Genomic DNA, 13,826 nt, shown 5'->3' with positions numbered 1-13,826 from the left:
TCCTTGAATGGCATATAGCATAATTGCGTCGGAATCCCATCCTTTTAAGTCGGACATTTGAGGCCATGAAATTTTCATGTCATTTATATATTCTACCCATTCATTTTTGCTATTATCAAATGATACACCAACAATTTCGAAATTTTTATTCTTGAAACGGTCGTATATTTTTATTAATTCTGGCATTTGTTTACGACAAGGTGCACACCAAGATGCCCAAAAATCAATTAGAACATATTTTCCTTTTTGAATGTAATCAGATAAAGTAACAGGGCTACCACTCGGAGTTTGCATTTTCAAATTGATATAAGGCATGCTGATTTCTACATTTTTGTTCATAGATAACAATTTTGAAAATGTTTGAATTGCTGGGTTATGCTCAAAAAATTCTCCCCCATTTTCAATAATCTCTTTTTGGGTTTCGGGAGGAAAAAGAAAACTGTTCTGAATAAATAAATATACACCAGAAATATTGTTAGTATTGTTTAAAATATAGTTTCGTGTCAAATCTTTTAGTTGAGTTTCATATTCTCCAAATTCTTTCTGCAATCTAACAAACAAACTATCTGTTAATTGCCCCTTTACGTATGTTGTGACATATTGCCGGCTCAGCTGTTCTAGTTTTATATCGAGAAATGACCTATCATCCATATAGTTTTGGAATTTATCATTTAATTCTGTACCTGAAATAGAAGATAATGTATCTATTCGGGCTCTTAAATTTCCATTTTCAAGAATAAAAAGAAGTGGGGTAAAAGGAAGTTTATCTTTACCCGATATGGAGATAAGAGCCATTGTTGCGGTATCTTGCCTACCTTTAAATGAAAAATGTCCATCTTTGATGTGGGCACTGTCGATATTTATAAACGACTGGCCCTGCTGCTTTTGCAAAATAACGATATCGCCATTAGCAATAGAGTCGATAGTACCTTCTATATTATAGTTATCGGAACAAGATAATGTTATAGTTAATATCAATATTCCTGATATTATTTTTGAATACATAGTTTACCTTTTTTAATTTATGTATTCAAAACAAAATAATAAGGAATAAAGTTTTTAAGAATTTGTAAATTAACTATGTATAAAAGAGAATATAATATGAAATTTAGCGGCGGAATATATTCCGAATTTTTCGAAACATCCGAAATCCAAACATAAGACCATCAAATATTGCGACGCTTTTAGCGAATGTACCCATGAAAGATGAAGTTGTTGCTTGGCGCGAAAACGGTGCAGTCAGTTGATGATAAGATTCTTGCAATTTTACTTGTTGCTCGGCAATTTGATTTTTCAAATTCCGCTTGTAAGATACTAAAGAATCAAATGTAATTTTTCCATTTTTATCGCTCAGGTTCATTGTTCAGAATTTTGTTTGTCAGAATCTATCAAAAATAAGCCTGCTAAAAATCTTACAATTGGATTTATTATCAATTGTTTCCTGAAGAAAAAGGAAATAATTAATAACAAAAGAGGAATACATCCGATAATTAAAAAACTAACAGTTAATCCTCCTACATGAGGAGCCAATATATACGCAAATGCAAAAAGAAAATAAAATAGTGCAGCTGTTCCTAATATTACAAACAGCATGAGTAGTAAAAATGCAGTGACTAATACTGTAAGTTTTTCTACTCCTTCTACTTTTAATAAGTCCCGTTGTAATATGAGGTATTTTTTTATTTCGGAAATTATTCGGTGAACAGATGATTGTTTAGTATCCACTTCGGACATTACGATTGATTTTTATTAGGATTATTTCATTTTCACTATCAACAATTTGTAATCAAGTGTATTAAATTTATCCGGCATTACAATACCATCTTATAATGCCGGATATAATTCGGCAGATATTTATTCTTCACTGCCTCCACTAATTTCGGTTGCAATTTGGTCAACAAGCTCATCCATCTCTTTGCGATTGAGTTTTATACCCTTCTCACGTAAAATACGAACAATGCGTTGACGAGTATCAATTCCTTTTTCTGGAGCAAATAAAATGCCCAATGTAGCACCTACAGCGGCACCTCCTAAAAATGCAAATAAAGCTGATAAATTTTTCATAACTATGATTTTTAGTGTTATTACAAATATAAATAAAAAACAAGAGTATATACCTCATTTGTTCAGAAATATGTCACTTTTTTTAATATATTTTATTTCCTCGTTATTTATATGCGGTAAGTTAAAATTATCTGTAATTTTAACTAAAAGAGCTGTATCTAAATATAACGAAAATATGGATTTGTATTATCTTTGTACTCTTTATAAAATGGATGCCTAATTATGTCAGAGAACAATATCTTTATAAAAGGAGCAAGAGTAAATAATCTAAAGAACATAGATATTGAAATTCCAAGAAATAAATTAGTTGTAATTACGGGATTATCTGGCTCAGGTAAGTCTTCATTGGCTTTTGATACTCTATATGCAGAAGGCCAACGTCGCTATGTGGAAAGTTTGTCTGCATATGCTAGACAATTTTTGGGGCGTATGAGTAAACCTGAGTGTGATTTTATAAAAGGTATTCCACCAGCTATAGCCATAGAACAAAAAGTCAATACTCGCAATCCTCGTTCTACAGTAGGAACCTCTACAGAAATTTATGATTATCTACGATTACTTTATTCTCGTATTGGAAAGACCATCTCTCCAGTTTCAGGGAAAGAAGTAAAGAAGCATCAAGTCGAAGATGTTGTTAAATGTATGCTTTCTTATCCCGAAGGTACACGTTTTGCAATATTGACCTCTATTCATTTACCTGAGGGGCGATCGTTGGACTCCCAATTGGATGTTTTGTTGAAAGAAGGTTACAATCGTATAGAATATCAAGACAAAATACTTAGAATTGAAGAGATAAAAAATAATACAGACAATCTTGACGAGGGAAGTATAAGATTGTTGATAGACCGTTTGAGCTGTTCTTCAAATAATGATACAATAAGCCGATTATCTGACTCTGTAGAAACAGCATTTTTTGAAGGAGGCGGAGAATGTATTGTAAAATTCTATATATCAAACAATAAGACTGAAGAACATTTTTTTTCTAAACGATTCGAAGCTGATGGAATTATTTTTGAAGAGCCGAATGATCTAATGTTCAGTTTTAATAGTCCTGTGGGTGCATGCCCTACCTGTGAGGGTTTTGGTAAAGTTATCGGTATAGATGAAGATTTGGTAATACCCAATAAGGCTTTATCTGTATATGAGGATGCTGTAGTTTGCTGGCGAGGAGAAAAAATGAGCGAATGGAAAAAAGAGCTTGTTCGTGTTTCTGAAAAAATAGGTTTTCCCATTCATCGACCATATTATCAATTGACATCAAAGCAAAAAGAATTATTATGGAACGGGAACGAATATTTTGAAGGAATAAATGATTTTTTTCGCATGTTGGAAGAAAATCAATATAAAATTCAATATAGAGTAATGCTAGCCCGATATCGGGGGAAAACATTATGTCCGGATTGTAAAGGAAGTAGATTGAAGCCTCAAGCTCAATATGTTAAGATTGGAGGTAAATCTATTTCAGAATTGGTACAATTACCGATTACTGAACTGAAAGTTTTTTTTGACGAACTTATGTTGGATGAATACGATACGTCCGTTGCAAAGCGACTATTAACCGAGATAAACAGCCGTATTACATTCCTTCTTGATGTGGGTTTGGGATATTTGACACTTAATCGTTTATCGTCTACCTTATCCGGAGGGGAAAGCCAGCGAATAAATTTGGCTACATCATTAGGTAGTAGTTTGGTCGGGTCTCTTTACATATTGGATGAGCCCAGTATCGGTTTACATTCTCGGGATACTGGATTATTGATACAAGTATTACGAAAATTACAAAATTTAGGAAATACGGTTATTGTTGTAGAGCATGATGAAGATATAATAAAAGCTGCTGATTATATTATAGATATAGGACCGAAAGCAGGTAGATTAGGTGGTGAAGTCGTATATCAAGGAGATTTGTCAAATTTAAAAAGGGCATCGAAAAGCTATACTGTTCGGTATCTGACAGGTGAAGAAATCATAGATATACCTGAATACAGGCGACCGTGGAATATGTCAATCAATATTGAAGGTGCAGCTCATAACAATCTAAAAAATATAAATGTTTCATTTCCTTTACAAGTAATGACTGTGGTGACGGGAGTTAGTGGTTCTGGCAAATCTTCATTGGTCAGAGATGTTCTTTTTAAGGCATTATCACGTTATTATGATGAGGGAAGTGAATTGCCGGGAACATATAATAAACTTTCTGGAGATATCGACTTTATGAAACATATCGAGTTTGTCGATCAAAATCCTATTGGTAAATCATCCCGTTCAAATCCTGCTACATATTTAAAGGCTTATGATGAAATCCGAAAATTATTTGCAGAACAACAGGGAGCAAAACAAATGGGGTTTACCCCAGCTTATTTTTCCTTTAACGTAGAAGGTGGGCGCTGTGAAGAGTGTAAAGGAGAAGGTACGATTACTGTGGAAATGCAATTTATGGCAGATATTACATTGGAATGTGAAAGTTGCCATGGAAAAAGATTTAAGCAAGAGGTGTTGGAAATCGAATATCATGGAAAAAATATCAATGATGTCTTGGATATGACAATAAATCAGGCAATTGAATTCTTTTCTGCCTATCCGGGTAATACTGAAAATAAAATTATTAAAAGGTTACAACCGTTGCAAGATGTAGGATTAGGTTACATAAAGTTAGGGCAATCATCTTCTACTCTTTCTGGTGGTGAAAACCAAAGAGTTAAGTTGGCATACTTTTTAAGTAATGAAAAATTGGAGCCTACGATTTTTATATTTGACGAACCTACAACCGGACTACATTTTCATGATATAAAGACTTTATTGAAAGCATTTAATGCACTGATAGATAAAGGCCATACTGTGATTATAATTGAGCATAATATGGATGTTATCAAATGTGCCGATTATATCATAGATATGGGGCCTGAAGGTGGAGATAAAGGTGGCTATCTAGTTTGTGAGGGTACGCCTGAAGATGTCGCAAATTGTTCCAATTCCTATACTGGAAAATTCTTAAAAGAGAAGTTGGCATGATACGATAGTTTCTACATAAAATAAGACCCAGAAATACTTGATAGTCCCGGGCCTTATTTTATGTAGATTACTTTTATCTAATGCGATCCATAGATTTTACCAAATCATCATCTTGTTTTATTTTTTTCATAGCTAAATAATCCAAAATCAAGGCGGCAATAGGCATTGTTAAAGACGCCTCCAATGCGATACTTTGAGCAGCAAGGTCATCCTGTATAGTCCACCAATAAATAAAAAAGACCAAATAAAAAGCCAATATTAATAAAAAGTTAAATTGACAACACCGTATTTGTAATGATCTTTTCTTGTAAAAGAAGATGGATATAAATGCCAATATACCTGAAAGAGATAAAAGTGTTGTAAGTGACCAAGTTGTAACAGCTGTAAATGAAGGTTCACCCAAAGAAACTACACCATATGACATAAACTCAAAAGATGCATTTACTGTATTGAAACTTGCCAAGGGCATGAAGATTAATGTAACCATTAAAGCCGCTACAATTAATAAAAATATAGATTGAATTCTTTGTATCATAATAATATTTGAGTAAATATTGTTTTATCTATTCAACATAATTATAAGATAAATGTTGATTATTGACAATAGATTATAATTTTGCTTTGTTTAATGTTTAACAGATTATATTCAATTTGTTCAAAACTTCACGTATTTTTTCAAATGTGGTTATCCGCGTCGGAACTAATGGTAATCGTAATTTATTTTGAATGTATCCCATTACACTTAAAATACTTTTTACCCCTGCAGGATTTCCGTCTACAAACAAAAGTTCGAATAGTTCAGTAAAACGATGGTGAATCTGAAGGGCATTGTCGTAATCTCCATTTATTGCCAATCGTACCATACGACTAAATTCTTTAGGAAATGCATTTCCTATAACAGAAATTACCCCAACAGCTCCTAACGTAATTAACGGGAATGTTATACCATCGTCACCTGAAATAACCATGAAGTCTTTCGGTTTATGCTTTATAATATCATCCATTTGAGTGATATTTCCTGAAGCTTCTTTAATAGCTACGATATTGTCAAATTCGTTCGCTAATCTCAGAGTCGTTTGCGCAGTCATATTTACACCTGTACGTCCCGGGACATTATACAAAATAACAGGTAGTTTTGTTGCTGAAGCAATCGCTTTATAATGTTGATAAATCCCCTCTTGAGATGGTTTATTATAGTAAGGTACTACAGATAAAATTGCATCGACTCCTGTGAAATTTTTATTTTTTAATGTGTCTACGATTCCTTTAGTATTATTCCCTCCAAGTCCCAACACAATGGGCACGCGTCCTTTTATTCGTTCGATAACCAATTGTAGAATTTTGTCTTTTTCTTCTTCTGTCAAGGTGGGTGTTTCTGCTGTGGTTCCTAATACAACAAGATAATCCACACCATTCTTAATCTGGTATTCAATTAGCCTGGAAAGAGCATCATAGTCTACTGATTCGTCTTCTTTGAAAGGGGTAATCAGGGCTACGCCCATTCCTTTTAAATTAATTTGTGTCATATATCCTTTTGATTCAAAAAGTCTAATTAAGCGGCCTCAAAATTACGAATTATTATTTTTTATATCAATGCTCTTCCAATAAAAAAACAAATTTTTAGCTAACTCATACGATGAATTTTCATCTAAAGGTTTTAGCATAAAATCAAAGAGAGGGAGCTCCCCTTTTTCTATTCCGATTTTCATCGTTGCCATTGAGATACTTAATAGATATAACAGAGGCAAAAATTCTTGAGTGGTTAAATCACAAACAACTGACGGGCGAATACTAATAAAGCGTTTCACTATTTCTTTATTAGGAAGCATCTTTTGCTTAACTGTATTTTCAGCTCGTATTTCGATAATAGAAACTGCCGGATATTCCGGGTCAATCGGAATACCTGCAATATTCAGTACGACTATTGAAGCTTGTATTCCCTCCAATAAGAAACTTTGCATTAGAGGTTTTAGTTCTTCTAATTGTCTCTGTTCAACCATAAAAGTTATAGCGTCAACATCTCTATAATCCAAAAATCTCTTTTTTCGCTTTATTGTCGAGCGTTTTAATTGTTTTTTTATTTCTCTTTTAATTAAATATGACAGCATATTTTATGGTTTTTCATTTATAAAGAGTCATGATTGTATCATTTCCAAAAAGTCAGTCTCCGAGATAATTTTTATTCCCAATTTTTTTGCTTTCTCAAGTTTTGCCGGCCCCATGTTTTCGCCAGCTAATAAATATGAGGTTTTAGCAGATACTGATCCTGTATTCTTCCCTCCGTTCTGCTCTATTAATAATTTATACTCGTCACGTGAATGATGATTAAATGTACCACTAATAACAATAGTAGCACCCTTTAATCTATCCGATTGATTTTCTAATCTTTCTCGGGAAAGCGCAAATTGCAACCCTGCATCTTTTAGTCGGGATATAAGGCTTAGATGACCTTCTTTCTCAAAATATTTATGTATGCTTTGTGCTATTTTGATTCCTATTTCATCGACAGATATTAAATCCTCTTCTGAAGCATTCATTAAGGCATCGATGTTTATAAAAGCATTTGCTAACTTTTTTGCAACAGTCTCCCCTACAAAACGAATACCTAAAGCGAAAAGAACACGTTCGAATGGAACATTCTTTGAATTTTCGATAGCCTCGACTATATTTTTTGCCGACTTTTCCCCCAATCTTTCTTGCTCGGCAATTTCATTTTCCTTTAAATGATACAGGTCTGATACGTCTTTTAGCCATCCAATACGGTAAAAAAGGTCTATTGTTTCCGGTCCCAAACCGTCTATATTCATCGCCTTCCGACTGATAAAATGCTCAATTTTACCTTTTATCTGAGGAGGACAACCGTCTTCATTTGGACAATAGTGTGCAGCTTCTCCTTCATATCTGATTAATGGTGTGTTACATTCCGGGCAGCGCTTTATAAAATGAACTTTCTCACCGATTAGCATTCTTGTATCCTTATCGACCCCCGTTATTTTAGGAATGATTTCTCCCCCTTTTTCGACATATACCATATCACCAATATGTAAGTCAAGAGACTGAATAATGTCGTCATTGTGTAAAGATGCCCTTTTGACAATGGTTCCTGATAGTTGTACTGGTTCGAGATTGGCTACGGGGGTAATCGTCCCCGTACGTCCAACCTGGTAAGACACAGAATTCAATCGTGTTATAGCTCGTTCTGCTTGGAATTTATAAGCAATGGCCCATCGTGGAGATTTTGCTGTATAACCCAAATTTTTCTGTTGTAAAAGAGACGATACTTTGAATACTATACCATCAGTTGCAACAGGCAAATTCTTTCGGTTAATATCCCAATAATCGATGAAACTCATCATATCATCGAGCGTATCACAGACCTTCATTGCATCAGAAATCTTAAATCCCCAACTACGAGCTATTTGCAAGTTTTCATAATGACTATCTGACGGAAGTCCATCACCTAATATATAGTACAAATATGCATCTAAATTTCGAGAAGCTACAACTGCAGAATTTTGAGATTTAAGAGTTCCGGCCGCTGCATTACGAGGATTGGCAAAAAGAGGTTCTTCCTGTCTCTCCCGTTCTTCATTCAGTGCTTCGAATACAGTCCAAGGCATAAGGATTTCACCCCTTATTTCAAATTCTTTTGGATAATTGCTTCCTCTCAATTGTAAAGGAATACTTCGGATGGTCTTTACATTTTCAGTAACATCATCTCCCCTGACACCATCACCCCGGGTAACAGCACGTACCAATTTCCCATCAATATAAGTAAGAGAAATCGATGTCCCATCATATTTCAATTCTCCTACGATTTTGAAATTATCGTTCAGTCCACTTTTAACACGTTCATAGAAAGCTTCTACCTCTTCTTTTGTATAGGTGTTACCCAAAGAAAGCATCGGATATTTATGTTCGACTTGAGAAAATGATTTATTTATATCGTTTCCCACTCTTTGAGTTGGAGAATTCGGATCATTAAATTCGGGATATTTTTCTTCCAGCTTTTGTAATTCGTCCATCATCATATCAAAGTCTCGGTCTGATATAGTTGGTGAGTTACACACATAATAGTTATAATTATGCTCATTAAGCTTTTGTCTGAGCTCGTCAATTTTATTTTTTATTTCATCCATCAGAATTATATTTCTCTTATGCAAATATAGAGAAAAACTGTTTATCGCATATTTTTGTTCTATTTATTCTTCATAAAAAAGAAACAAATAAAAAGATTGCGTAGCCCGATTCAAAAAGTTAATTTTGCGCAAAAGAAAAATTGATTACATGCGCATTGATATCATTACAGTCTTACCGGAATTGCTCGATAGTCCCTTGAACTGTTCTATATTGAAAAGAGCCCAAGATAAAGGCCTGGCAGAAATTTTTGTCCATAATCTTCGAGATTATTCAACCAATAAGCATCGGCGAGTAGATGATTACCCTTTCGGAGGAACAGCAGGAATGGTGATGCAAATAGAACCTGTTGATAGGGCTATTAGTAAACTAAAAAGTGAACGCATTTACGATGAAGTAATATTTACCTCTCCCGATGGAGAGCAATTTAAACAGTCTATGGCGAATCGCTTGTCTATGGCTGGAAATTTGATAATTTTGTGTGGTCATTATAAAGGAATAGATTACCGCATTCGGGAACACCTTATAACAAAAGAGATATCGATAGGTGATTATGTCCTTACAGGGGGAGAGTTAGCTGCAGCTGTAATGTGCGATGCCATCATCAGGTTAATTCCGGGGGCGATTGGCGATGAACAATCGGCCTTGTCCGATTCATTCCAAGATAATCTTTTGGCTGCGCCTATATATACTCGACCATCAGAATATAAAGGATGGAAAGTTCCAGATATACTATTGTCGGGGCATCAACGAAAAATAGAAGAATGGGAGCATGATATGTCCGTAGAACGTACTCGTCGTCTGCGTCCTGACTTATTAGAAGATGAATGACTTTTACTATATATATTCAAGATACAGAGTTATATTCTTCGCTGTTTTGTAAATATAATTACCAGGAAGGTATAAGTCCTCTTTATCATCGGATATTATTTTTTTTATAATATCCTTTTTCTCTTTACCTACAATTGGCAATATTATAGAGTCAGCATTTAATATCAATGTTCCTGTCATGGATATTCTCATTTGTGGTTTTTCCGGATGTTGAACGACAGCATAATTATCATTATTCGTTAATAATGATAAGTTATTTGGAAATATCGATGCAGTATGGCCATCGAGACCCGTACCTAAGATTACGGTATTAAATGCGGGCTTGTTGTTTTTGTGAGGGACTAAATTGTTTATTAGATTTCCGTATTCTGAGGCTTCTTCATGTGGATTCTTTTCTCCCTTGATTCTAAAAATATGTTCCATAGGTATATTCAACGGTTCAAATAAATGCTTTTTCGCCTGAAAATAATTACTTTCTGAATTATTTGGCGGAACACAGCGTTCATCAACCCAAAAGAACCGTATCCGTTCCCATGATATAGGTATAAGATTCTTGTTTATCCAATAATCGAACATCTTTATAGCAGTATTTCCTCCAGATATAGCTAAATAAAAAAGAGAATTCAGGTCCAAATCCATTTTTTCCTTTATATCTTGTGTTAGAGACTTAAAAAGGATGTCTGTATTATGATATCTTCTTAAATTTTTCATTGCATTTCGTTTCGTATAGGCAATTCACACTCATTCCGAATATATCTGAATGTCTGTTCCCTAAAATTACTGATTATGGCAGGACCAGTACTACCGGCTTTATAATAACATAAGTCTTTGGATGGATGTTTTTTCCATTCTTCTTCTATAGGATCAATGAATTTCCAACTGGCCTCTAATGCATCATTTCTAGAAAATAGAGTCGAATCTCCTAACATAGCGTCTAACAAGAGACGTTCATATGCATCCGGAAGTTTTTCTTTACTCAATGTATTATATTTGAAATCCATACTGACTTGCTTGACTTCAAATCCTGCTCCTGGAATCTTTAGTCCGAATTTTAATAAAATACTTTCATCCGGTTGAACTTTAATAATGAGTTGATTACATGAGCTTCCTGAGCACTGTCCGATAAAGAGTTGTTGTGGTGTCGATTTGAAATGAATAATAATCTCTGTCCGTTTTTCTTTCAAACGTTTTCCTGTATAGATGAAAAATGGAATCCCTCCCCATCTCCAGTTATCAATCATTAGTTTCATAGCGATATATGTTTCAGTATTGGAGTTTGGGGCAACATTTTTTTCACGGCGATATCCAATTACCTTTTTTTCGTCTATATCACCTTCCATATATTGTCCTCGTATTATATTGTGAACTCTTTCTTCAGGAGAATATACATGTAAAGCTTTGAAAACTTTGGCGATTTCGTCCCGAATTGATTCTGGATCAAATGTGGCTGGAGGTTCCATGGCAATAAAAGCCATTAGTTGCATTAAGTGATTTTGTACCATATCTCTTAATGCTCCGACAATATCATAGTACTTACCTCTGTTTTCGACACCTAATGTTTCTGTAGATATAATCTCTATAAAGTCAATATAGTTCCGGTTCCATAATGGTTCAAAAATTCCGTTGGAAAATCGGAGAACAAGAATATTCTGCACAGTTTCTTTTCCTAAATAATGGTCGATACGGAATATTTCGGATTCATGAAAAATCGATTCTAACAAATGATTTAGTCTTTGCGCTGATTCTAAATCATATCCAAAAGGTTTCTCTATTATTATTTTTCGGCTTCCACCGGACAAGCTTACATTCATACCACATTTTTGTAAATTGACAGGTATAATATCATACATAGCAGGAGGTGCAGCTAAATAGTAAATAATATTGTCCGGTATATTGTATTCTTCTTCAAGAAAAATTATTTTTTCCTTCAATATTTGATATTGCTTGGCATCATCAGTATCAAAATCAATGTAATTTATCAATTGAAGGAAGTCTGCCAATTTAGACAATTGGGAATAGTCTGAAATTTTTAGAACTTCAGAAATAAATGCTTGTTGCTTATTCCTAAATTCGTCAGTACTTTGAGGAGTTCTGGCCGCTCCTATAACTTGGAACTTTTCTGGAAGTAAGTCCCTAGAATATAATTCGAAAAGCGCAGGTAATAATTTTCGGTGGGTCAAATCACCAGAAGCTCCAAAGATAACTAATATTTGATTTTCTGCTTTTTTCATAATTTATTTATAATTGATAAGACCCAGAGGTTGTATTACTCCCTTTTCCTGTCCAGTTCGTATGAAAAAACTTGCCCCTTTCGGCATCAGTCCGTTCATAAGTATGAGCTCCGAAATAATCTCGTTGAGCTTGGATGAGGTTGGCTGTCGAATGTCGTGTCCGTAATCCATCAAAATAGCTTAATGCAGCAGACATACATGGTAAGGGTATCCCTTGTAATACTCCTTCAGAAATAACTTGTCGCCAATTTACTAATAAACCGTTAATGGTATTGATAAAATATTCGTCAAACAAAAGGTTTTCAAGATAAGGATTTTCAGTATATGCTTGAGTAATCCTATTTAGGAAAGCCGATCGAATAATACAACCTTTTCTCCATATCATAGCAATACTTCCCAAATCAAGATTCCATTGATAGCGGTCTGATGCTTTCTTCAGTAAAGAAAATCCCTGAGCATAAGAAATTATCTTTGAAGCATAAAGAGCATTTTTGATTGCATTTGCTTCAATGTTAGAAACCCTTTGTGATGCAGTGGAGAAGTTAGAATATATTTGCGATGCGTGATTCCTATCTTCAGATAGACTGGACAGAATTCTGGCATATACAGCTTGGGTTATCAATGTCAATGGGTCATTTTCTTCCAATGCAGTAATAACGCTCCATTTGCCAGTGCCTTTTTGTCCGGCTACATCCAGAATTTTATCGATAAGAAAAGTGCCATCCTTATCTTTATATCTAAATATTTGAGCTGTTATTTCTATGAGAAAACTATTCAGTTCTCCACGATTCCATGTGTTGAAAATTTCGGAAATCATTTCGTTCGATTTGTTTCCGCAATTTTTTAATAAAGAGTATGCTTCTGCTATAATTTGCATATCTCCATATTCGATACCATTATGTACCATCTTTACGAAATGTCCGGCTCCACCCGGCCCTATCCATTGGCAACAAGGAGTTCCATCATCGAGTTTTGCTGCAACATTTTGCAATGGCTCTTTTATATGAGGCCATGCGTCAATTGAACCACCTGGCATTATAGACGGTCCGTTTAATGCACCTTCTTCACCTCCGGAAACGCCAGCTCCAACAAATAATATTTTATGCTCTTCACACTCCTTTACTCGACGTTCCGTATCATGAAAATCAGAGTTTCCACCGTCGATAATGATATCACCTGGTGATAATAATGAAATTAGCTGGTTCTTAACTTCATCTACAGGCTCACCAGCCCTTATCATCATCATGATTTTCCGAGGATGATTGAGAGAATCTACAAATTCTTTCAGAGTTTCAGCTCCTATAAAATTTTTATTTTTCCCTCTACCCTTTCTAAATACTCCAACAACATCATCTTCTGGATGATCTTTTTTGTTATATATGGCAACAGTATATCCTTTACTTTCAAAATTTAAGGCTAAGTTTTCTCCCATGACTGCTAATCCTATTATCCCGATATCAGCTTTTTTCATTTGATTACATTTTTATATATTATATATTTCAACCAATTTACTAATTTTATTGTTCATAAATATATGAATAAAAATAGCTA

At 34.4% G+C, this 13,826-nt stretch carries 13 protein-coding genes; 2 read left to right on the top strand and 11 right to left on the bottom strand.

What is annotated here, in order from left to right:
- The 4 genes from BN2628_RS02410 to BN2628_RS02395 form a co-directional block, all read right to left on the bottom strand.
- Window positions 1-1,005 (bottom strand): TlpA disulfide reductase family protein (locus BN2628_RS02410; protein ID WP_055095924.1); only part of this gene is annotated, 1,005 nt, incomplete at its 3' end.
- Window positions 1,006-1,108: 103 nt separating this feature from the next.
- Entirely contained in the window at window positions 1,109-1,360 is a 252-nt protein-coding gene (locus BN2628_RS02405; RefSeq protein ID WP_021930358.1) for a hypothetical protein, read from the bottom strand.
- On the bottom strand, window positions 1,357-1,734 hold the full coding sequence (locus tag BN2628_RS02400; protein ID WP_044230578.1) for a phage holin family protein: 378 nt from the start codon (window positions 1,732-1,734) through the stop codon (window positions 1,357-1,359). The genes BN2628_RS02405 and BN2628_RS02400 overlap by 4 nt, the downstream gene beginning before the upstream one ends.
- A 120-nt stretch (window positions 1,735-1,854) precedes the next feature.
- Window positions 1,855-2,064 carry a YtxH domain-containing protein gene (locus tag BN2628_RS02395; protein WP_021930360.1) on the bottom strand — a complete coding sequence of 70 codons (210 nt, stop codon included), beginning with the start codon at window positions 2,062-2,064 and terminating at the stop codon, window positions 1,855-1,857.
- Between the two features lie 222 nt (window positions 2,065-2,286).
- Here BN2628_RS02395 and uvrA point away from each other — a divergent pair, with 222 nt between their 5' ends.
- A complete protein-coding gene (uvrA, locus tag BN2628_RS02385) occupies window positions 2,287-5,076 on the top strand; it encodes an excinuclease ABC subunit UvrA (RefSeq protein ID WP_044230576.1) in 2,790 nt (929 codons plus the stop codon).
- Window positions 5,077-5,149: 73 nt separating this feature from the next.
- Here uvrA and BN2628_RS16690 read toward each other — a convergent pair whose 3' ends face one another.
- The 4 genes from BN2628_RS16690 to ligA all read right to left on the bottom strand — a co-directional run bounded on the left by BN2628_RS16690 (window position 5,150) and on the right by ligA (window position 9,215).
- Window positions 5,150-5,611 carry a DUF4293 domain-containing protein gene (locus tag BN2628_RS16690; RefSeq protein ID WP_044230575.1) on the bottom strand — a complete coding sequence of 154 codons (462 nt, stop codon included), beginning with the start codon at window positions 5,609-5,611 and terminating at the stop codon, window positions 5,150-5,152.
- 97 nt (window positions 5,612-5,708) lie between these two features.
- Window positions 5,709-6,602 carry a 4-hydroxy-tetrahydrodipicolinate synthase gene (dapA, locus tag BN2628_RS02370; protein WP_044230574.1) on the bottom strand — a complete coding sequence of 298 codons (894 nt, stop codon included), beginning with the start codon at window positions 6,600-6,602 and terminating at the stop codon, window positions 5,709-5,711.
- A gap of 42 nt (window positions 6,603-6,644) precedes the next feature.
- Window positions 6,645-7,184, bottom strand: a complete 540-nt coding sequence (locus BN2628_RS02365; RefSeq protein WP_044230573.1) for a DUF6913 domain-containing protein — start codon at window positions 7,182-7,184, stop codon at window positions 6,645-6,647.
- A gap of 27 nt (window positions 7,185-7,211) precedes the next feature.
- Window positions 7,212-9,215 carry an NAD-dependent DNA ligase LigA gene (gene ligA / locus BN2628_RS02360; protein WP_044230572.1) on the bottom strand — a complete coding sequence of 668 codons (2,004 nt, stop codon included), beginning with the start codon at window positions 9,213-9,215 and terminating at the stop codon, window positions 7,212-7,214.
- A gap of 148 nt (window positions 9,216-9,363) precedes the next feature.
- Here ligA and trmD point away from each other — a divergent pair, with 148 nt between their 5' ends.
- On the top strand, window positions 9,364-10,044 hold the full coding sequence (gene trmD, locus BN2628_RS02355) for a tRNA (guanosine(37)-N1)-methyltransferase TrmD (protein WP_044230571.1): 681 nt from the start codon (window positions 9,364-9,366) through the stop codon (window positions 10,042-10,044).
- 6 nt (window positions 10,045-10,050) lie between these two features.
- Here the strand turns inward: trmD and pgl are convergent, their stop codons facing one another.
- Genes pgl through gnd form a run of 3 tightly spaced genes read right to left on the bottom strand, consistent with a single transcriptional unit; the run spans window position 10,051 to window position 13,746 of the window.
- Window positions 10,051-10,755 (bottom strand): 6-phosphogluconolactonase, encoded by a 705-nt coding sequence (gene pgl / locus BN2628_RS02350; RefSeq protein ID WP_044230570.1) that lies wholly within the window; start codon window positions 10,753-10,755, stop codon window positions 10,051-10,053.
- The gene (gene zwf / locus BN2628_RS02345; RefSeq protein WP_044230569.1) at window positions 10,752-12,275 is read right to left on the bottom strand and encodes a glucose-6-phosphate dehydrogenase; all 1,524 of its coding nucleotides are present in this window, start codon (window positions 12,273-12,275) and stop codon (window positions 10,752-10,754) included. Before zwf ends, pgl begins: the two co-directional genes overlap by 4 nt.
- 7 nt (window positions 12,276-12,282) lie before the next feature.
- Window positions 12,283-13,746 carry a decarboxylating NADP(+)-dependent phosphogluconate dehydrogenase gene (gnd, locus tag BN2628_RS02340; protein ID WP_044230568.1) on the bottom strand — a complete coding sequence of 488 codons (1,464 nt, stop codon included), beginning with the start codon at window positions 13,744-13,746 and terminating at the stop codon, window positions 12,283-12,285.
- Window positions 13,747-13,826: the final 80 nt, after the last annotated feature.

This window comes from Gabonia massiliensis, assembly GCF_001403595.1.
GTDB classification, from domain to species: domain Bacteria; phylum Bacteroidota; class Bacteroidia; order Bacteroidales; family Coprobacteraceae; genus Coprobacter; species Coprobacter secundus.
The sequence above is the reverse complement of the archived record's forward strand: the minus strand, read 5'-3'. Positions and strand labels throughout refer to the sequence as shown.

Coding starts and splice junctions, on each gene's coding strand:
- gnd (WP_044230568.1), bottom strand. CDS start 13,746: ATGAAAAAAGCTGATATCGGGATAATAGGATTAGCAGTCATGGGAGAA.
- dapA (WP_044230574.1), bottom strand. CDS start 6,602: ATGACACAAATTAATTTAAAAGGAATGGGCGTAGCCCTGATTACCCCT.
- zwf (WP_044230569.1), bottom strand. CDS start 12,275: ATGAAAAAAGCAGAAAATCAAATATTAGTTATCTTTGGAGCTTCTGGT.
- ligA (WP_044230572.1), bottom strand. CDS start 9,215: ATGGATGAAATAAAAAATAAAATTGACGAGCTCAGACAAAAGCTTAAT.
- BN2628_RS02400 (WP_044230578.1), bottom strand. CDS start 1,734: ATGTCCGAAGTGGATACTAAACAATCATCTGTTCACCGAATAATTTCC.
- BN2628_RS02395 (WP_021930360.1), bottom strand. CDS start 2,064: ATGAAAAATTTATCAGCTTTATTTGCATTTTTAGGAGGTGCCGCTGTA.
- pgl (WP_044230570.1), bottom strand. CDS start 10,755: ATGAAAAATTTAAGAAGATATCATAATACAGACATCCTTTTTAAGTCT.
- uvrA (WP_044230576.1), top strand. CDS start 2,287: ATGTCAGAGAACAATATCTTTATAAAAGGAGCAAGAGTAAATAATCTA.
- BN2628_RS02365 (WP_044230573.1), bottom strand. CDS start 7,184: ATGCTGTCATATTTAATTAAAAGAGAAATAAAAAAACAATTAAAACGC.
- BN2628_RS02405 (WP_021930358.1), bottom strand. CDS start 1,360: ATGAACCTGAGCGATAAAAATGGAAAAATTACATTTGATTCTTTAGTA.
- trmD (WP_044230571.1), top strand. CDS start 9,364: ATGCGCATTGATATCATTACAGTCTTACCGGAATTGCTCGATAGTCCC.
- BN2628_RS16690 (WP_044230575.1), bottom strand. CDS start 5,611: ATGATACAAAGAATTCAATCTATATTTTTATTAATTGTAGCGGCTTTA.